This is a genomic window from Streptomyces sp. NPDC015345 (assembly GCF_043078805.1).
Classification (GTDB): Bacteria; Actinomycetota; Actinomycetes; order Streptomycetales; family Streptomycetaceae; genus Streptomyces.
This window is the reverse complement of sequence record NZ_JBIBTX010000008.1, coordinates 376855-395876: the sequence shown is the minus strand read 5'-3', so window position 1 is coordinate 395876 and position 19022 is coordinate 376855. Positions and strand designations below refer to the sequence as shown.

Here is a 19022-nt window from a genome sequence, read left to right as displayed (position 1 = left end):
GGCGCATGTCAACTGCCGTGAGACCGGGCGCCGTTACCCCTGTGTGGGAGGTCACGCGCCCGGCCCGGCCGTGCCGCGTACCCGGTGTCGCCCTGGCGGGGTTCCGCGACCGCGGCCCGGCTCCGGTCGACCACCGGCTCGACCCGCACCCCGTGCTGACGCTGGCGCTGGCCTGCGGCGAGGCGGCGTTCGGCATCGACGAGTCGACGGGGCGGCGGTACCGCGGCAGCCTTGTCACGGGGCTCGGGTTCGGCGTCGGCGGTGCGGCGCGGGTGCGGGCCGCGAACGTCGAGTGGATGCAGGTGCGCCTGTCCCCCGCCGTCGCGCGCGCCGTGCTGGGCGTGGGCCCCGCTGAGCTGGAGAGCTCCGTGGTGGCCCTGGACGACCTGTGGGGAGAGCGGCGGGCGGCCCGGCTGCGCGAGCGGCTGGCCCAGGCCGCCTCGTGGGAGGAACGCTTCGCGCTCGTCGAAGCGTTCCTCACCCGGCTGTTCGCCGCGGGGCCCGCGATCGAGCCGGAGCTGGCCTGGGCCTGGGACCGTATCGTCGCCGGGCACGGCCAGGTGCGGGTGGAGGGGCTGGCCGACGAGCTGGGCTGGAGCCGCAAGCGCCTGTGGTCCCGCTTCCACGCGCAGCTCGGCCTGCCGCCCAAGCGCGCCGTGAAGCTCGTCCGCTTCGACCGGGCCGCCACCCGCCTGGCCGGGGGCCAGGGTGCGGCCGGGGTCGCGGCCGACTGCGGCTACGCCGACCAGTCGCATCTGCACCGGGACGTCGTGGCGTTCACCGGTGTGACCCCCGCGACCGTGGCCGGCGGGTCGCTCGTCGCGGCGGCCGACCTGGCGTGGGTGGACCACGTGCCGCGGCTCCCGGCGCGAGGAGGCGGTACCCGGCCGTGGGGATCGTCACCGAGGGGATCGGTGAACGGAGCCCGAGCGTGGTGATGCCGTACGTGGTCCCCGGTTACGGCGGGCCGGAGGCGCGGGGCGGCGCGGCCCAGAGGGCCGGGGCTGCGTCGTGGCGGTGGTCCGTGCGGCGTCCGCCTGGCAGGGTGGTGGGTCCGTGGGTCGGGCGGGTGGGCCGGGTGCGGTGAGGAGGCGTGGGCATGCGGATTCCTGGGCCCGAGGCACGGGGCGACGGGGGTGTGGGGGCCGTCGCCGAGGCGGGTGGGCTGCATCTTTACCAGTTGCTGCTGCATGCCGAGTACGGACCCGTCGTACGGTTCGAACTGCCCGGCGCGGGAACCGCCGTGTCCGTCGCCGACCCCGTGCTGCTGGAGGCCACCGCGCACGTCGACAAGCGGCCCGCCCGGCTCTTCGAGTTCCTCGCGCCGCTGTGCGAGGCCGGGAACCTACAGGTGCTGGACGCCGAGGAGCACGGGCCCTGGCGGCGGCTGCTGCTCTCGGTGTTCGCCGGACGGCCCTCCCACGAACGACACTTCGCTCACTTCACCACGCTGGCGACGGAGCTCGCGGACCGCTGGGCGGAGCGGGCCGGGCACGGACCCGTCGCGCTCCAGAAGGACCTCACCGCGCTGTCGCTGCGGATGATCTGCGCGTACGCGCTCGGGGGCGCCGCCGCCGGCATCGTGGACCCGGACCGGGTCACCGCCGCCTTCGAGGACGTCCTCACGACGTACCTGGGCCCGGCCCGTGCAGAGGGCGCGGCGTCGGCCGCCGGCTCCCTCGCCTACCTGCGCGCCACGGTCGACCGCGTCATCTCCGCGCACCGCTCCGGGGGCCGCACGGACCGCAGTGACCTCATCGGCGCGCTCGTCGAGGCCGGGGAGGAGCCCGCCCGGATCCGCGACACCGTCATGGTGACGCTGCTGGCCGCCCACCACACCACCGGCGTCGCCGTCTCCTGGACGCTGCATCTGCTGGGCCGGCACCCGGCGGCCGCCGACCGCGTCGCCGCCGAGCTCGACCACCTGGTCGGCGACCGTGCGGCGCCCGGCTTCGCGGACCTGCGACGCCTGACTTATCTGGAGCTGGTCCTCAAGGAGTCGATGCGGCTCTACCCGCCCGGCCCGTACGGCGCCCGGGAGACGACCGAGCCGCTCCGACTCGGCGCGTACGAGGTCCCGGCGGGCACGACCGTCTTCTATCCGTTCTGGGCCATCCACATGAATCCCGCCTACTGGCCCGAGCCCGAGGCCTTCCGCCCCGAGCGGTTCACCCCCGAGGAGGCGGCCGGGCGGCCGAGGCTCGCCTACGTGCCCTTCGGACTCGGACCGCGCAGTTGTGAGGGCGCCGGTCTGGCCATGGTGGAGGCCCAGTTGGTCCTGGCCGTGCTGCTCAAGCGCTTCCGGTTCCGGCCCGCGCCGGGTCACGAGGTGGCGCCGGTCGAACGGTTCGTGCTCTGGGCCGCCGATGACATCCGCATGATCGTGGAACCGCGTCGGCCCGGGCCCGAGCATCCGTAGCGACGTGACGCACAGCACAGGCGTTTTCCCCGGCCCCGCCGATGAGTCGGGGCCTTTCCTGACGTCCTATGAGCGAACCGCCGCACGCCGCCGCGTACGGCAGCCCGATACGACCACACGACCGTGAGGAACCGAGCGCCATGAGCAACGCAGTGAAGGGCCCCGCCAGCTACTTCCCCTCCATCGAGAAGAAGTACGGCCGCCCCGTCGAGGAGTGGAAGCAGCTCGTCCGCGACTCCCCGCTGACCCGGCACATGGAACTCGTCGCCTGGCTCAAGAGCGAGCACGGCATCGGTCACGGCCACGCCAACGCGATCGTCGCCCACACCCTGGCCGAAACCGTGTCCTAGGGCCTGTCTGACAATTCCCGTCGTCGCCCGGGGGGCGGCCTCGCGGCGTCAGGTGCGTGCTCTCGGCGTGCCGGGCGTAGGGCCTCGTACTGGATGTACTTGGCTCTGCGCCCGGTGCGGCGAGAGTGCGTGCATGGCGTCGCGAGGCAGGCGGGAATTGTCAGACAGGCCCTAGCGGGGCCCGGCTGCCGCGCTTCCCGTACTTCTCCTGAGGCGGACGGTTCGAAGGTGCGGCCCCGGGTACCCGGGGCCGCAATCGCAGGTGGCGCCCGGGAGCTTCCTGCGACAGGCTCTCCTCGTTGGAAATGCAGCGTGGAGAGCTGCCTTCGCTACGCCGTCGGTTCGGTGCACTCGGACGTCGCCCGGGCGCGGGCGAGGCTGGCGTCCAGGGCTCTGCGTACGTTCTCCGGCAGTTCCCCCGCGCACCCCCAGGCGACGACCAGGTCCGCGATGCGGCTCAGCTTCATGTTGGTGTGCTGGGAGGTCTCCCGGAGCACGGTCCAGCCCTGGTCGGGGGTCAGCTTCCCCAAGGCCACCACGATCCCGATCGCCTGGTCCACCGTGGCGTGGGATTCCACGGCCTTCTCCAGCTGGATGACCTTGCGCTGCAACTCGACGACCTTTTCGCCCTGTTTGGCCGTGTCGGCCGCGCCGGTCGCGCCGGTCGCGCCGGTCGCGCCGGTCGCGCCGTCCTGGCCTATCGGCTTCTCCGGCTCGTCCGGTCGTCGTCTCGCATCCACGTCTGATGACGTCACATCGCCTCCGGGGGCTAGGGGGCCAGCGCCAGAATGCCACGGCGTATTCGGCGTGCACCACAATTCCTTCACGTCTGTCCCTGCCCCGACATCAGCGCCGCACTCTGCACGAAAGCGAGGTCAGCGCGGCCTCGACCTCGCCCGGCGTACGCTTCCCGCCGAGCCGCACCACCACGCCGAGCGACCAGGGAGAACATGAGCGTCACGGACACCGCGGCCGGACCGACACCGCCCACGGCCCCCCGCCCCCACTCACCCCTGCGCCTCGCCGCCTTCCGGCGGTTCCTCCTCGCCCAGCTCGTCTCCGCCACGGGGTCCGCGATGGCCCCGCTCGCCCTCGCCTACGCGGTCATCGGCGCGGGCGGTGGAGCCGGGGCGCTCGGTGTCGTGCTCGCCGCCAACACCGTGCCTACCGTGGCCTTCCTGCTGGTCGGCGGCGTCCTCGCCGACCGGCTCTCCCGCAGTCGCCTGCTGTTCGGCGGCAACCTCATCGCCGCCGTCGCGCAGGGCGCCCTGGCCCTGGTGGTGGCCACGGGGCATGCGAGCACCGGATCCATCGCGGCCTGCGGCTTCGTCTCGGGCGTCGCGGTGGCCTTCACCACGCCCGCCGCGCAGGGCGTTCTCCCGCAGCTCGTCGCGCCGGACCTGCTCCAGCAGGCCAACGCTCTGCTGCGGCTGCCCACCAACGCCGTCAAGGTGGCCGGGCCGGTCGCGGGCGGGCTGATCGTCGCCGCCGGCGGCCCGGCCTGGGCGCTCGGCTTCGACGCGCTCACCTTCGCCGGTGCGGCGTTCTTGCTGCTCGGGCTGCGGCTCGGCGCCCCGGCCACCCGTGGCGGCGCGCTCGCCGACCTGCGGGCGGGCTGGACGGGCTTCTGGTCACGGACCTGGCTGTGGACGTACACGGCCGCGGGGACGGTCCTGGTCGCCGCGTTCCTCGCGGGCTACCAGCTGCTCGGCCCGGTGGTCGCCGAGGAGCACTACGCGGGGGCCCGCACCTGGGGGCTGATCCAGGGGGCCTTCTCCTTCGGGCTGCTCGCGGGTGCGGCCGTCTGCCTGCGGTGGAAGCCGCGCCGGCTGCTCGTCGTGGCCGTGGCCGCCGGTGCGGGACTGGCGCTGCCCCTGGCCGCGATGGCGTTCGGCCTGGGGCTGCCGTGGCTGCTGGTGTGCGCCGCGCTGGCGGGTGTCTGTCTGGACGTCGCGGGCGTCACCTGGGTCACGGCCTTCCAGCAGCAGGTGCCGGAGGCGGAGTTGGGCCGCATGAGCGCCTTCAACCAGGTCGGCGAGCGCCTCGCCATCCCGCTCGGCTACCTTGTCGTCGCGCTGCTCTCGAACGCGTTCGCCGAGCGGTCCGTGCTCCTGGTCTGCGGGGGCGTCGTCGTGGCCACCGCGGTGCTCAATCTCTGCGTACGGGACATCCATCGGGTCAGGCGCCTGCCGTAGCCACGCCCGTCCTCGCCAACTGCCGCCGTCCGCACGGGGATTGATGTCGTTGAGTTATCACCTAATGGCATCGGGTCCGACCGCGCTCCCGCTCCCGATACTCGTCCCGACCGGAGGCCGCACCCGCAGGCCTCCATCCCGGAAGGGACACACCCCACATGAACAGAACCGGAACCGTCGCCGCCCTCGGCGCCGCCGCCCTCGTGGCCGCCCTGACCGCCCCCACGGCGTTCGCGGCCCCCGCCGCCCCCGCTCCCGCCGCCGAGAAGTCGTACGCCACCTCCGCGTACTCCTCGTCCTCGTACACCGGCGAGAGCCAGGCCGCCAACCGGCAGTTCTTCGAAGCCGTCATGAAGTCGGCGCTGAAGAAGCAGGCGGCGAAGCCCGGCATCCAGGCCGTCACCGTCACCTACAGCACCAGCCGGGCCCCGAGCTTCCGCAGCCAGATAGCGCAGAGCACACAGATATGGAACTCCTCGGTGAGCAACGTGAAGCTCCAGGAGGCGAGCAGCGGCACGGACTTCGAGTACCGCGAGGGCAATGACTCGCGCGGCTCGTACGCCTACACCGACGGGCGCGGGCACGGCTACATCTTCCTGGACTACCGGCAGAACCAGCAGTACAACTCCCTGCGCGTGACGGCCCACGAGACGGGTCACGTGCTCGGTCTCCCCGACCACTACTCGGGCCCGTGCAGCGAGCTGATGTCGGGCGGCGGCCCCGGCCCGTCCTGCACCAACGCGCGGCCCAACGCCCAGGAGCGGCAGCGGGTCGACAGCATCTGGTCCCGTGGCGTCGCCGTCCTCAAGGACGAGGGCGAGCTGACGAAGATCCGCTGACCGGGGCCCTCCACCCCTGGCCCGGCGGCTGTTACGTACCGCAAACACCTTCCGGGCCAACCCGGCCGCGCGCGGCGCCCTCTCCCACGACATGGGTATTCATGCTCGTGGGAAGAGGGTGCACCGCCGCGTGCGGCGTCTCGTGGACTACCCGCGCTCCGGCCGCGCGGGCGTCCGCCGCTGGCTGCCCTCCTGGCGGCAGCTGCTCGGCTCCGCCGGTCTCCTCGCGCTCACCCTCACCGCGCTCCTGATCGGTGTGTACGCCAGTGTGGACATTCCCGACGAGAACGCCGGGATCCACCGCGAGGCCAACGTCTACTACTGGTCCGACGGCACCCAGATGGTGAGCACCGGAGAGGTCAACCGGCAGAACGTGGAGCTGGACCAGATCGCCCCCGCCGCCGTGAACGCGGTGATCGCCGCCGAGAACGAGACGTTCTACGACGACTCCGGCGTCTCCCCCAAGGGCCTGGCGCGGGCGGCGGTCAACATGGTCCGCGGCCAGGAGACGCAGGGCGGTTCCACCATCACCCAGCAGTACGTGAAGAACACCTACCTCTCGCAGGACCAGACCGTCACGCGGAAGGTCAAGGAGTTCGTGATCGCGCTGAAGGTGGACCGCAAGAAGAGCAAGGAGGAGATCCTGGAGGGGTATCTCAACACCAGCTGGTTCGGGCGCGGGGCCAACGGCATCGAGGCGGCCGCCCACGCGTACTACGGCATCCCCGCCGAGAAGCTGGACCCCAGCCAGGGCGCGTTCCTGGCCGCGATGCTGAAGGGCGCCGAGCTGTACGACCCGGCGGGCGGCAAGGCCAACCGCGAGCGGGCGCGCGGGCGCTGGGCGTGGATCCTGGACCGGCAGGTCGACGTGGGCCTGATGTCGAAGAAGGAGCGGGCGAAGCACCGCACGTTCCCCGAGCCGCGCAGGCAGTCGCGCTCCACCAGCCTCGGTGGCCAGACCGGTTACCTCGTCGACGTCGCCAACAAGTACCTCAAGCAGCGCACCGGCCTCACCGACGAGGAGCTGGCGCGCGGCGGGTACGAGATCCACACCACCTTCGACAAGGGGAAGGTGGCCGACCTGGAGCGTTCCGTGCGCCGGGTCCTGGAGCGTGACCTCAAGCCGAAGACCCGCGCGGCCGACCGGCACGTGCAGGTCGGCGCCGCGTCCGTGCGCCCGTCCGACGGGGCGGTGGTGGCGCTCTACGGCGGCCGTGACGCCACCGAGCACTTCAGCAACAACGCGGACACGTCCGGTGTCCCGGTGGGCTCGGCGTTCAAGCCGTTCGTGCTCGCCGCCGCGCTCCAGCACGGCGTTTCCGCGCCCGACTCCCCGCTCGCCGGGGCCGAGCAGAGCGTCCTGGCCGACAGTTTCTACGCCGCCGACGGCACCCTGCGCCGCGCCACGGGCGAGCCCGACCCCGACCACCCAACCCTCCGTGCGGCCCTGTACCCCGGCGGCAACGCGACCTACGTACGCCTCGGCAAGGACGTCGGCCGGGAGCGGGTCCGCCGGACGGCCGTCGACGCGGGGCTGCTGACGCAGAGCATGGCGCCCCTGGAGCCGTCCTTCTCCGTCGGCACCTCGACGCCCAGCGCGATCCGGATGGCCGCGGCGTACGGCACCTTCGCGGGCGGCGGGCTGCGGCACGACCCCTACTCGGTGACCAAGGCCGTCAAGGACGGCTCGGCCCTGCCCGGCCTGGAGCGGCCCGCTCCGGGGCGCGCGCTGGACGAGGGGGTGGCGGGCGAGGTCGCCGACGCCCTGCGCGCGAGCGGCAAGGACCTCGGGCCGGGGGTCTCGGCGGGCCGCACGGGCGACCAGGACCGGCTGCGGACCGCCTGGGTCACCGGGTTCACCAAGGACCTCTCGACGGCGGTGACCGTCTTCCGCGTCCGCCCCGGCGAGCCGCGGCTGCTGCCGATGTCGGGCGTCGCGGGGAAGGACTCGCGGCGCGGGAACGTGCTGCCGCCGCGGATCTGGGCCGCGTACGCCGGACAGAAGTGACGGGCCGCGGCGGGCGTTGACCTTGCCCCTGGGGCAGACCCCAGAGTCTGCGTCACCGGGCCGGCCGGCCCGGTGACGGAGGATGGCAACCGTGACCGCGCAACCAGAAGAACTGCTCTCCATCGGCGTGTTCGCCGCCCGCGCGCGGCTCTCGCCGAAGGCGCTGCGACTGTACGACCGGCTCGGGCTCCTGACGCCCGCGCACGTCGACGAGGCCAGCGGCTACCGCTACTACCGGGCCGCCCAGATCGAACAGGCCCGCACGGTGGCGATGCTGCGCCGTCTCGACATGCCGCTGGCCGGCATCGCCGGGATGCTGGGGCTCGACGGGGAGCGGGCGGCGCGCACGCTCGACGCCTACTGGACCGGGGTCGAGGAGCGCTTCGCCGAGCAGCGGACCCTCGCGCGCTACCTCCGTGGACGACTGTCGGGAAGGAACGCCGAGTTGTACGCGACATTCGAGGTGAAGACGGTGGACGTGCCGGAGACCCACGTCCTGAGTGAGACCCGGCATGTCAGCAGCGGGGAGCTGCCCGCCTGGATCGATGCCTCGGCGGAGTGTCTGGAGCGGGCCGCCGAGGAGGAGTGCGGGGGCATGGCCGCCCCGCACTTCGTCGTCTACCACGCGGACGTGACCGAGGAGAGCGACGGACCCGCCGAGTCGTGCGTGCCGGTCGTGGACGCGGAGGCGGCCCGTGCCTGGGCCGCGGCCCGGGGTCGTTCGCGCGGCCTCACGGTGCGGGTGGAGCCCGCGCACCGCCTCGCCTACACCAGGATCACCAAGGCGCAAGTCGCCTACCCGCAGATCCTCGCGGCCTTCGACGCGGTGGAGGCCTGGGTGGCCGAGCGGGGCCTGACGGTGTCGGGGCCGTGCCGCGAGGTGTACTTCGCCGACTGGGACCGCAGCGGGCCCGAGGACGAGGTGTGCGACGTGGCGTTCCCGGTGTCGGGGGCGTAGGGCGCGCCCTGTGAATTCCCTCCCCGCCGCCCCATGCAGCCCAGGCGTCATTGCCCGTCCCGGCGCCTATCCTGAGGAAGCATGGGGGACGGGGACAAGAGGCGGGAAGGTTTCGGCGAGGGCGTGAACGCCCCCGCTGATCACGGCAGTTGGCGGGTGCGGCTGCGGCGGTGGGCCGCGTCGGGGAGCGGTGACGTGCTCGGCGCCGGGGTGCTGTTCGGCGGCGACCACGTGCTCACCTGCGCCCATGTGATCCGCGACCCGGTGACGGGCCTGCGCCCCGAGCGCGTCCAGGTCGAGTTTCCGATGCTCCAAGGGCTGACGCGCACCCCGCGCCGCACCGCGGCGGTGGCGGCCGGGCACTGGGTGCCTCCCTTCGGCAAGGCGCAGGGCGACCTCGCGCTGCTCGTCCTGGACGAGCCCGCGCCCGTGCCGTCACCGGTCACGCTGCACCGCACGCTCGACTACCGGGGCGCACCCGTCCTCATCGACGGCTTCCCCGAGTACCAGTCGGGCGGCGAGTGGCTGACCGGCGCCTGCATGGGTCCGGGCGGCGAGGGCGACGAGCGGGTGCAGATCGACCTGACGGGGGCGGGCAGGCTGCGCGGCGGGTTCAGTGGCTCGGGGGTGCGCGAGGAGGGCGGCGACCGGCTGCTCGGCATCGTCGCGCAGGCCGACGAGAGCGGCGAGCACGGCTACATGATCCCGGCGGCCACGGTCGCCAAGTACTTCCGCCGGTTCGCCGAGCGGTACGTGACGGGGCCGCACGCCGTGCCCGGCCACCGCGTCGTGCCCGCCGAGGCGGCCCGCGCGGCCCGCCCGCACGGCCTCCAGTGCACCGTCACCCGCTGGCTGAACGGTGACGAGGACGCCTGGGACACCGAGGTCCTCTTCATCGCCGAGGACGACGAGCGGGCCAGGCAGGCGCTGTACGTCGTACTGAACATGGCCGACCGGGAGCAGGCGCCGCACCTGGCCGTGAGCCCCCTGGACGCCGCGGGACCCGGCCCCGGAGCCCCCGGCCCCGCCGAGCCCGGCGCCTCGCTCCTGTCCCGCGCCGGGATCGCGCCCCGCGTCGGCAGCATCGGCCTCGTCCTCGACCTGGAGGGCGCCGCCCTCGACGACCCCGACCGGCCGGAGTTGCGCGAGGCCCTGGCCGTGCTGCGGCACGAGCTGCGGCACGCGGCACGGCGGCACACGGCCCCGCGCCACCGCCCGGCAGTCGCCGTGCTGTACGCCGACCGGTCGCCGACGGAGCCCGCCGCGGCGGTGCGCGTCCTGCGGGAACTCGCCGACTCCGGGGCGCGGTTGCTGCTCGTCGTGCGTGACGGCACGCACGGCTTCCCCTACGCCATGGCCGAACGTCTGCTGCCCGCCGACCGGGCCGCGCGGTGGCTCCGGCGGATCGGCGCCCGCGTCGACGAACTGTCCGGCACCGAGCGGCGTGCGCGGCGCCTCTTCCACCGCGTGGAGCCGCACGTCGTGGACCCGCCGCTCGCCACCGGGTACGCGGCGCGGGCCGCGCTGTGGACCGTGCAGCTCAGCGACGAGCTGCGGCCGCTCACCGGGCGGGGCGGGCCGCACTTCCTGGAGAAGCTCAGTTACGCCGAACAGGCCGTGGACACCTACCTCTTACGGGCCAGGGCCGCCGAGGGGGAGCTGCGGGCGGTGCTCGACGAGCATCTGCGGCTGCGCGGGCTGCTCCGCGACCATCTGGCGCGCCTGGCCCGGCGGGGCCTGGCCGAGCACGCCGACGCGGTCGGCCCCTACCGCGAGGCGCAGCGGCTCCTGATGGCGGGACCGTGTCCGCTCGCCGACGCCGAGCGGGCCGTGGAGGCGTTCGCGCGGGTGGTGCGGCGCCTGGCCGAGGCGGACGGTGACGCGTGAGCCCGGTCAAGTCCTGTACGCATCCCGGCTGTTCGGGGACCGTCACGCCCACCGGGTACTGCCTGGCCAGCGGGGAGCGGGTGGACCCGGAGACGGGGCGGCACTCGGCGGCGGCGCCCGCGATCCCCGGCCCCGGCCTCGACTCCGGCTTCGGCCTCGCGCCGACCGTCGCGGTGAGCGGCGGCCCTGACCTCTCCGGGCCCCCGCCCCCCTCGTACTCCTCCCACGGTCACGAGGAGCCCCCGTACTGGATCGTCGGCCCGGCCGCCGCGCCCCCGCCACGCCCCGCCGGTGTCACGCTCCCGCCCGAGAACCCCGACCCCACGGTCCTGCCCGAGATCACCCTGCTGGACCGCGCCGACAGCGAGAGCGGCGACGCGGCCCGCCTCGCCCCGCCGGGTTCGCTGCCACTGCCGTCCGGCACGCTGCTCGCGGGCCAGTACCGCCTGGTGCGGCCGCTCGGCTACGGCGGCATGGGCGAGGTGTGCCTCGCCCGCGACACGAAGGTCGACAACCGCGCCGTCGCCATCAAGATGCTGCACGCGGATCTGGCCACGGACTCGTACAGCCTGCTCAAGGGCGAGCGCAAGGAGCTGGTCGAGCTCAACCACGACGGTTTCATCCGGGTGTTCAACTACGGGCACCACGACGGCATCGGGGACTTCCTGGTCCTCCAGTACGTGGACGGGCTCAACCTCGAAGAGGTGCGGGCCCGCGCCCGTGAGCACCCCGAGGAGTTCGGCCACGAGCGGTTCCTGGAGTTCGCCCTCGCGTACGGCGTGCGGATCCTGGCCGGGCTCGCCTATCTGCACGCCCCCGAACGCGGCAAGGTCTACGGCGACCTCAAGCCGCCCAACGTCATGCACGACGGCTCCACCACCAAGCTCATCGACGTGGGAAGCGTGCGCCGCGCGGGCGCGCCCGGCCTCACCACCTCCGCCTACCGGGCGCCCAGCGTCGGGGACCACGGCGAGTCGCTGCCGCAGGACGACCTGTTCAGCCTCGGTGAGACGCTGCGCAGCCTGTGCGGCCTCGGCGCGACCCGCCACGACCTGGCGGAGCTGGCCGCGCTCGGCCCGCTGGACGACCCGGCCGCCGGGCACCGCGGGCTCGGCCTGGTCTCCCTCGCCCGCGCCCTGCGCCGCGCCACCCGCACCCGGCGCGCCGACCGCTTCGCCACCGCCAAGGAGATGGAGGAGCAGCTGCGGGGTGTCTTCCGGGAGTTGCGTTCCCTGCGCACGGGCGTGGAGACCTTCGAGCCCTCGCCGCTCTTCCTGCAATCGGCGTACGCGCTGGACGGCGGGCTCGGCGCCGCGCCCGAGGTGTCGCGCTGGGCCGCCCCCGACGCCTCCGGTGCCTCCGGTGCCTCCGGTGCCGGGGGTTCCGCGCCCCGCTACCCGGCCCCCGCCCCGCCCGAGGTGGCCCGGCGGCTGCCCGTGCCGCGCCCCGACCCGGACGACGATCACCACGGCGAGCTGAGCAGGCTCAGCGACGACGACCCCGAGGCGCTGCTCCAGCACACCGGCGACTGGCGGGACTCCCCCGAGGTGCACCTGCTGCGCTGCCGGCTGCGGCTGCGGGTGGAGCCGCACGGCGGCCCCGGCGCCCTGACCGCCGCCGAGACCGCGCTCGCCCTCGCCGAGGACGCCATAGGTCCCGCGCGGGCGCCCCACGACTGGCGGCTCGACTGGCACCGCGGCCTGCTCGCGCTCGCCCGGTCCCGGGTGGCCGAGGCGCGCGGCCACTTCGACCGGGTCTACGGCGCGATCCCCGGGGAGTACGCCCCCAAGCTGGCCCTCGGCCACTGCGCCGAGCACCTGCGGCGGCCGCACGAGGCGCTGACGTTCTACGAGGCGGTGCGGCTGCGCAATCCTTCGCTCGGCAGCGCGGCGTTCGGCGCCGCCCGTGCCCGGCTCGCCCTCGGCGGCCCCGACGCCCTCGCCGCCGCGATCGCCGCGCTGGACGCGGTGCCCCAGCACTCCCGGCACCGCACGGCCGCCCGTACCGCCGCGGTGCGCATCCGCGCCGACCACGCGCGGGACGCGGACGGCCTCGGCACGGCGGTGCGCGCCCTCGCCGGGCTGTTCTCCGCGCACGGCCTGACCGACGAACAGGCCCGCGTGCGGATGAAGGCGGAGGTGTGGGGCGTCGCCCAGCGCCTGCTCGCGCCCGCCGAGGGCGGCGCCCCGCGGATGACCGGCGCCGAACTGCGCGCCGTCGCCGGACGGGCCGACCCGCTGCTGGAGTTCCCCGCCGACGAACGCGCGCTGCGCAAGGACCTGTCCCGCTTCTACCGCGGCCTCGCCCTCCAGGCCGCCCGCGACGCACCGCCGCGGGGCACCGAGACGCCGCTCGCCGAACTCCTCCTGGACCGCGCCTACGCGGTACGCCCCTTCGCCTTCCGACACCACAGGGACACCCCATGGCCGGGCAAGAAGATCAAGGACTGGATCAGGAACAACACGCCGACGCAGCCGGGCGGTTGAACGTGACGTCCGGCCCGCGCGCCCGCGTCGGCCTGGAGGTGAGCCAGGTCGTCGAGCTGCCCCGCCCGCGCCTGCCCGGCAGCGCGGAACCGGCGCGGATGTACGCGGTCCTCACGGTGACCGTCCGCAGGCCCGGCGCCGCACCGCCCTCGGCGTCCGGCGCGACCGAGGGGGACCCGGCGGCGGGCGGGCACCGGCCCCGGCTCGCGGAGGTGCTGCTCATCGACCACTCCTCCTCGATGGTGATCCCGCCGAGCCGGCTGGCCGCCGCACGCGCCGCCGCCGTCAGCGCGCTGGCCAAGATCCCGGACGGCGCGCTGTTCGCCCTGGTCGCCGGGGGTGACAAGGCCACCATGATCTACCCCAGAAAGCCCGGCCTCGCCGTCGCGCACGCCGAGTCGCGGGCCGCCGCGGAGGCCGCCCTGTACGACTGCACGCCGGGCGGCGGCACCGCGATGGGCACCTGGCTGGAGCGGGCCAGGCTCCTCTTCCGCGAACTGCCCGCCACTGGGTCCGCCGACTACGTACGCCATGCCCTGCTGCTCACCGACGGCAAGAACGAGCCCGGGTACGAATCGCCCGAGGACCTGCGCGCGCGGGTCGAGCGGTGCGCGCGGGCCTTCGACTGCGACGTCGTGGGCATCGGCGACGCCTGGGAGACCGAGGAACTGCTGCTCATCGCGCACGCGTTGGGCGGCCGCACCCGCGCCGTGGAGGACCTCACGCGGCTGCCCGGCGAACTGGCCGCGCTCACCGGGCGCGCCGCCGAACGCGACGTGACCGGCCTGCGGCTGCGCCTCTACCACCGGGCCGGGGTGCGCCCGCTCTCCTTCGAACAGGTCCACCCCACGCGTACGGCGCTCACCCCTTCCCACGTCGACCTGACCGGCGTCAGCACCGGTGCGGGCGGTCCCGTCCAGGAGTACGAACTGGGCCCGTGCGGCGAGGAGACCCGCGCCTATCTCCTCTGCGTCGCCGCGCCCTACGACCCGGCCCAGCTCGGCAAGGAACTCCTGCTGACGGAGGCCGGGATCGACGCGGCCGACGACGCGCGGGACGTCGAACTGCCCGCGCCGCAGCCCATCCTGATGCGCTGGACCGACGACGCCGACCTCTACAGCCGCCTCGACCCCCAAGTCGCCCACTACCAGCACGAGGAGGAGCTGCACCGCACCTTCGAACAGGCCTGCGCCGAGCTGAAGCGGGGCGCGCGGGACTCGGCCGAGGCACTCCTCGGCACGGCCTGGCGGCTCGCGGGAGAGACGGGCGACACGGCGATGCGGGACCACCTGCGGCGCCTGATCCGCGTGGACGACGCCGAGCGCGGCACGGTACGGCTCCTGGACCACATCGCCCGCTTCGACGTCGAGGCGGCGCGCATCCAATCCAGCGTGACGGTCCTCCCCGGCGTCCGTCCCCCCGGGGGCCGCCGATGAGCGCCCCCTGGCCCGCCGCCCGCCTCATCGCCGCCGACGCGGCACGTCGCCTGTGGCGACATCTGTGGGCCGCGCCACACACCGAACGCACCCGCAACCGCGCCTACTTGCGCGAGCGTCTCATCGCACTGCCCCTGCTCACCGTCGTCGCGGCCGTCGCCTTCGGCTGGGCGTACGCCGAGATCCGGTCCGACGCGACGGCGCTGCGCGACAGTTACACGCCCGCCCTCGGTGATCTGGCCGACGCGGAGATGTCCCTGCGCATCGCCGACCGCGAGGCCGAGCGGAGTCTCGCCGCCGGGGAGTCGGTGCGGCTCAGCGGTATCGGGAAGCGCTACCTGACCCGGACCACCCGCGCCACGCAGAGCCTCAACCAGGTGGCCCGCAGCGGTGCCCTGACCACCGCCGAGCGCCAGGAGCTCGACGTGGTCTCCGGTCTCGTCGTCGACTACGGCACGTGGATCGACTTCGCGCAGGACAACGTCGGGGACCCGCCGCTGCGGGCCGCCGGCCTCAGCTACGCCCGCAGCATGCTCTGCACACCCCCCGCACCCCCGGACGAGGCGGGCCCCGGCGGCTACCCGCCGTGCGAGCCCGGCAGCGGCTCCGACGCGACCGCCGTGGTGGACCGCATCTCCACGCTGGAGGAGAGCCTGCGCGACAGGCTGGCGGAGCGGGCGGCCCTCGGCGGCGGTGTGCTCGGCGCGGCCGGGGTCGCCGGGATCTCCCTCGCCCTCCTCGGCCTCGGGCTCTGGCGCACCCAGGTCTTCCTCCGCCACCGCTTCCACCTGCGGGTCAGCGTGCCGCTGCTCGTGGCCTCGCTGCCGCTGCTCGCCGTTCCGTTCCTGACGGCCGACGCCGTGCTCGCCCACCGCGCGCAGCAGCGGGCCGTCACCACCGCGCACCAGCTGTCCGACGCGACCTCACCCGCGATCGAGGCCACCGTCGAGGAGCGGCCCTTCGGGACCCCGCACCCCCGCCTGATCGCCTCCCTGGACGAGCGGGCCGACCGCGACCTGGCGGGTGGCCGCCTGCCCGGACTCGGCGGGGCCGCGCCGTGGGTGGCGCCCGTGGGGCTGCTCAGCGCGGCCCTCAGCTACGCCACGCTGCACTCCTACCGCCGCGAGTACGTCCTCATCTCCCGCTCGGGGGCAGCCCTGTGAACCGCAGCCGTACGCGCACCCGCGCCGCGTTCCGCGGCTTCCTCGCCGCCTGCCTGCTCGCCGTCACCGCCGGCGCCTGCACGGACGAGCGGCCCGAGACACTCGTCGTCCTCGGCCCCTGGACGGGCGACGAGGGCGAGGCGTTCGAAGCGATGCTGAACAAGCTCGACGACGGCACGGGAGCGACGTACACCTACCAGGGGACCCGTTCCCTGCGCGAGACGCTCGTCGCGCAACTGGAGGCCGACGCCCCGCCCGACGTGGCGATCCTCAACAGCGTCGGCGAACTCACCGAGTACGCCCGCGCCGGCCGGCTCAAGCCGCTCACCGCCACGGCCGCCGCCCGCGCCTACCCGCCCTGGGCGCCGCCCCTGTCCGTCGACGGCACCCGCCGCACCTACTGGGTGCCGCTGAAGGTCGACCTGAAGAGCCTGGTGTGGAGCAAGGCCGGGAAGGGGGACCGCGCCGCCGACCCGAAGTGGTGCGTCGCGCTCGCCTCACAGGCCACCTCCGGCTGGCCGGGCACCGACTGGATCGAGGACATCCTGCTCCACCGGGCGGGCCCCGCCGTCTACACCGAGTGGGCCACCGGCCGCCTCAGCTGGCGCGACCCCCGGGTCCGCGACGCGTGGACGACCTGGGCCGCACTCCTCGGCAAGCGCTCCAAGGCCTCCGTCGACCAGTCCCTGACCATGTCGTACGTCGGCACCTCCGACCCGGCGGCGAAGGGCGCCGGAGCCCCGCGCGGCCTGCTCGACTCCATGACGCCGCGCTGCACGCACGAGCACCAGAGCGCCTTCATCCGGTACGTCTACGCCCGCGACCGGGTCCGCGTCGACCCGGCGGCGGGCTTCCTGCGCGGCCGCTCCGCCCACGACGGCGCCTACGAGGTGGCGGGCGACATGGCCGCCGTCTTCAGCGACAACCCGGCGGCCCGCACCCTCGTGGAGCGCCTGTCGGGCAGCACCGCCCGCACACTGTGGCGCTCCGAGGCGAAGAAGGAGCTGCGGCCGCTCTTCCCGGACGCCGCCGACCCCCAGCCCACCGACCCGACGGGGCGGCGCCTCGCCGAGATCCTCACCCGCGAGGCCGACACCCTCTGCTTTGACGCCTCGGACGTGATGGCACCGGGAATGCGCGACGCGTTCCACCGCGCCGTCCTGCGGTACTTCAGGGACCCCAAGGGTGCACGGCTCGACGAACTCCTGGAGCAGCTGGACGCGGTGCGCGAGGACGCCGCGCCGGACACGGCCGCGGGCCGGCTGCCCGCGTCCGGCGTCTGCGCGCCGCCCGGCGGCTGAAGTCAGCGCAGCAGCTCCGGCGGGCAGGGCGTGCCGCGCGGGATCTGGTAGGGCGAGCCGAGCCGGTAGACGCCGGCCTTCGGGGCGATCAGTTCGGTCCACTTGTCGCCCGCCCGGTCCTCCGCGGACTCCACCAGGCAGCCGTGGACGTTGCTGTACTCCTTGGGGAGGTCCTCGTCGTCCGCGCGCCGCCGCTGCGACTCCTCGGTCTCCTGGGGCCGCTTCACACCCTTGCCCTCGGCGTCGACGACGCTCAGCCACGGCGAGTACGGGATGCGGATCAGGATGCGGCCCGGCTTGTCCACGCGGAGCGTCATCTCGCCCTGCTCGGCCCGCTCCACCACGGCGTTCGGCTCGGCGAGCGGAGTCGGGTCGAGGACCTCGTACAACTGCCAGTTGTCGTCGGCCCACACCTTCTTCAGGTACGGCAGGCCGTTCTCGATGAGCTGCGCCTCCCGCTTGCCGCCGTCGCCGTCGGGCTCGCCGTAGGGCAGCACGACGTAATGCACGGACCAGCGCTGGAGCCACTCGTGGTAGTTCGCGGAGTTGAGGGTGTCGTCGTAGAAGAGGGGGTTGCGCTCCATGTCGGCCTGCCGGTTCCAGCCGCGGGCCAGCTGGACGTTCTGGGGCAGCGCGGAGGCCTCGCGGTGGCTGCGGGCGGGCACCACCTCGACGCGGCCCCTCTCCGCGCCGACCTCCTGGAGTTCGTTGAGCAGCGGCGCCAGCTCACGCGACCACGACGCCTCGGGCGTCGTGTGGATGATGTCGTCGACGGTCTTGTACCCCACCCACCCGGTGAAGACGGCGAAGGCCAGCACGATCGCGTACCACTTGCGGGACTTGCGCACGGTGTACGGCAGGGCGGCGATCAGCGCGACGCCCGTGAAGGACATCGCGAGGCGGGTGATGTTGGAGCCGATCTGCGAACTGATGATCCACACGCCGAGCACGAACGCCGCGTACACGGCCGTCGTGATCCGGACCGTCGTCCACTGCTTCGGTACGAGGAAGTAGACGGCCACCGCGAACAGCAGCGGCAGCGACGCCGACCAGAAGGACATCGGCTGCGTGCCGGAGAACGGGAAGAGCCACGCGGAGACGCCCACCACGACGGCGGGCGCGAGCCCGAGCGCGTACGCGCCCGGGTAGCGCTTGCTGAGGAAGAGCGCGACGGCGACGAGCCCCACGAAGAGCCCCGCCACCGGGCTGCCCATCGTCGCGAGCGCGGCGAACGGCGCGGCGACCAGGGCCTTGGCCCACCGCTTGTAGCGCCAGCGGTGCGGCCAGCAGAAGACGGCGGCGACCGCCATGAGCGCGAACATCTGGCCGAGGCCGAACGTCACGCGGCCCGATATGGCGTTGCACAGCAGCGCGAAGACACCCGCGAGGGCGGGCCACATCGGCTCCTTCACCGCGCGGCTGCGGACCAGGATCATGGTGAGCAGCGCGGCGGAGATCGTCCCCGCGATCATCATCGTCGTCCGCACGCCGAGCACCGACATCAGGTACGGCGAGATGACGCTGTACGACACCGGGTGCATGCCGCCGTACCAGGCGAGGTTGTACGCCGACGCGGGGTGCCGGCCGACGAACTCCGCCCAGGCGTCCTGCGCCGCGAGGTCGCCGCCGCTGTTGGCGAAGACGAAGAACCAGACGATGTGCAGCACGCCGGCGAGCACCGTCACGGTGAGCACCGGGCGGCGCAGAAGACGCTGCTTCCAGGCGGCCCAGGCGGTGTGCGGCTGGTCGGTGCCGGTGGGCCGTGAAGACGGCGGCGGTATTCGCGGGCCGGTGCCGCGGCCCGCGCCCTCGCTGCCGTCCGGCTCGGTCCCTGCGTCGGCGCGCGTCGGCTCCGCTGTTGCCACTGGAGGCTCTCTCCCCGTGTCGTCCGTGTTTCCGGAGTACCCGGGTTCGAGCCGACGAGGGTCCGTCCCGGACACCCCGTCCTCGGCCCCGGCGTACTGCCCCCCGAGCTTGTGA

The 19022-nt window shown here is 74.1% G+C and carries 14 protein-coding genes; 12 read left to right on the top strand and 2 right to left on the bottom strand.

Going from position 1 to position 19022, the window contains the following annotated elements; all coding sequences use genetic code 11:
* Window positions 1–5: 5 nt before the first annotated feature.
* The 3 genes from ACF062_RS31395 to ACF062_RS31385 all read left to right on the top strand — a co-directional run bounded on the left by ACF062_RS31395 (window position 6) and on the right by ACF062_RS31385 (window position 2769).
* Entirely contained in the window at window positions 6–938 is a 933-nt protein-coding gene (locus tag ACF062_RS31395) for a helix-turn-helix domain-containing protein (RefSeq protein WP_392143004.1), read from the top strand.
* Window positions 939–1099: 161 nt separating this feature from the next.
* Entirely contained in the window at window positions 1100–2419 is a 1320-nt protein-coding gene (locus tag ACF062_RS31390) for a cytochrome P450 (RefSeq protein WP_392143003.1), read from the top strand.
* Window positions 2420–2559: 140 nt separating this feature from the next.
* Window positions 2560–2769 carry a DUF4287 domain-containing protein gene (locus ACF062_RS31385; protein ID WP_392143002.1) on the top strand — a complete coding sequence of 70 codons (210 nt, stop codon included), beginning with the start codon at window positions 2560–2562 and terminating at the stop codon, window positions 2767–2769.
* Between the two features lie 329 nt (window positions 2770–3098).
* Here the strand turns inward: ACF062_RS31385 and ACF062_RS31380 are convergent, their stop codons facing one another.
* Window positions 3099–3524, bottom strand: a complete 426-nt coding sequence (locus ACF062_RS31380) for an ANTAR domain-containing protein (protein WP_392143001.1) — start codon at window positions 3522–3524, stop codon at window positions 3099–3101.
* Between the two features lie 195 nt (window positions 3525–3719).
* Between ACF062_RS31380 and ACF062_RS31375 the strand changes: the two genes are divergently transcribed.
* The 9 genes from ACF062_RS31375 to ACF062_RS31335 all read left to right on the top strand — a co-directional run bounded on the left by ACF062_RS31375 (window position 3720) and on the right by ACF062_RS31335 (window position 17042).
* Entirely contained in the window at window positions 3720–4964 is a 1245-nt protein-coding gene (locus ACF062_RS31375) for an MFS transporter (RefSeq protein ID WP_392143000.1), read from the top strand.
* A gap of 158 nt (window positions 4965–5122) precedes the next feature.
* A complete protein-coding gene (snpA, locus tag ACF062_RS31370) occupies window positions 5123–5803 on the top strand; it encodes a snapalysin (RefSeq protein ID WP_392142999.1) in 681 nt (226 codons plus the stop codon).
* A 130-nt stretch (window positions 5804–5933) separates the two neighbouring features.
* Window positions 5934–7811, top strand: coding sequence for a transglycosylase domain-containing protein (locus tag ACF062_RS31365; RefSeq protein ID WP_392142998.1), 1878 nt, complete (start codon window positions 5934–5936; stop codon window positions 7809–7811).
* 91 nt (window positions 7812–7902) lie between these two features.
* Entirely contained in the window at window positions 7903–8769 is an 867-nt protein-coding gene (locus tag ACF062_RS31360) for a MerR family transcriptional regulator (RefSeq protein ID WP_392142997.1), read from the top strand.
* A gap of 81 nt (window positions 8770–8850) precedes the next feature.
* Window positions 8851–10656: a trypsin-like peptidase domain-containing protein gene (locus ACF062_RS31355; protein WP_392142996.1), complete on the top strand. Its 1806-nt coding sequence runs from the start codon at window positions 8851–8853 to the stop codon at window positions 10654–10656.
* Window positions 10653–13142, top strand: coding sequence for a tetratricopeptide repeat protein (locus ACF062_RS31350; RefSeq protein ID WP_392142995.1), 2490 nt, complete (start codon window positions 10653–10655; stop codon window positions 13140–13142). Before ACF062_RS31355 ends, ACF062_RS31350 begins: the two co-directional genes overlap by 4 nt.
* Before the next feature lie 2 nt (window positions 13143–13144).
* The gene (locus tag ACF062_RS31345) at window positions 13145–14578 is read left to right on the top strand and encodes a VWA domain-containing protein (protein WP_392142994.1); all 1434 of its coding nucleotides are present in this window, start codon (window positions 13145–13147) and stop codon (window positions 14576–14578) included.
* Complete coding sequence (locus ACF062_RS31340) at window positions 14575–15741, top strand: hypothetical protein (RefSeq protein WP_392142993.1); 1167 nt, start codon at window positions 14575–14577, stop codon at window positions 15739–15741. Before ACF062_RS31345 ends, ACF062_RS31340 begins: the two co-directional genes overlap by 4 nt.
* Window positions 15738–17042: an extracellular solute-binding protein gene (locus ACF062_RS31335; protein ID WP_392142992.1), complete on the top strand. Its 1305-nt coding sequence runs from the start codon at window positions 15738–15740 to the stop codon at window positions 17040–17042. The genes ACF062_RS31340 and ACF062_RS31335 overlap by 4 nt, the downstream gene beginning before the upstream one ends.
* A 2-nt stretch (window positions 17043–17044) precedes the next feature.
* Here ACF062_RS31335 and ACF062_RS31330 read toward each other — a convergent pair whose 3' ends face one another.
* Window positions 17045–18907 carry an MFS transporter gene (locus ACF062_RS31330; RefSeq protein WP_392142991.1) on the bottom strand — a complete coding sequence of 621 codons (1863 nt, stop codon included), beginning with the start codon at window positions 18905–18907 and terminating at the stop codon, window positions 17045–17047.
* Between the last annotated feature and the right edge of the window lie 115 nt (window positions 18908–19022).

Excerpts from the sequence above, each read along its gene's own strand:
- ACF062_RS31395 (WP_392143004.1), top strand. The coding sequence starts at position 6 with ATGTCAACTGCCGTGAGACCGGGCGCCGTTACCCCTGTGTGGGAGGTC.
- ACF062_RS31390 (WP_392143003.1), top strand. The coding sequence starts at position 1,100 with ATGCGGATTCCTGGGCCCGAGGCACGGGGCGACGGGGGTGTGGGGGCC.
- ACF062_RS31385 (WP_392143002.1), top strand. The coding sequence starts at position 2,560 with ATGAGCAACGCAGTGAAGGGCCCCGCCAGCTACTTCCCCTCCATCGAG.
- ACF062_RS31375 (WP_392143000.1), top strand. The coding sequence starts at position 3,720 with ATGAGCGTCACGGACACCGCGGCCGGACCGACACCGCCCACGGCCCCC.
- snpA (WP_392142999.1), top strand. The coding sequence starts at position 5,123 with ATGAACAGAACCGGAACCGTCGCCGCCCTCGGCGCCGCCGCCCTCGTG.
- ACF062_RS31355 (WP_392142996.1), top strand. The coding sequence starts at position 8,851 with ATGGGGGACGGGGACAAGAGGCGGGAAGGTTTCGGCGAGGGCGTGAAC.
- ACF062_RS31340 (WP_392142993.1), top strand. The coding sequence starts at position 14,575 with ATGAGCGCCCCCTGGCCCGCCGCCCGCCTCATCGCCGCCGACGCGGCA.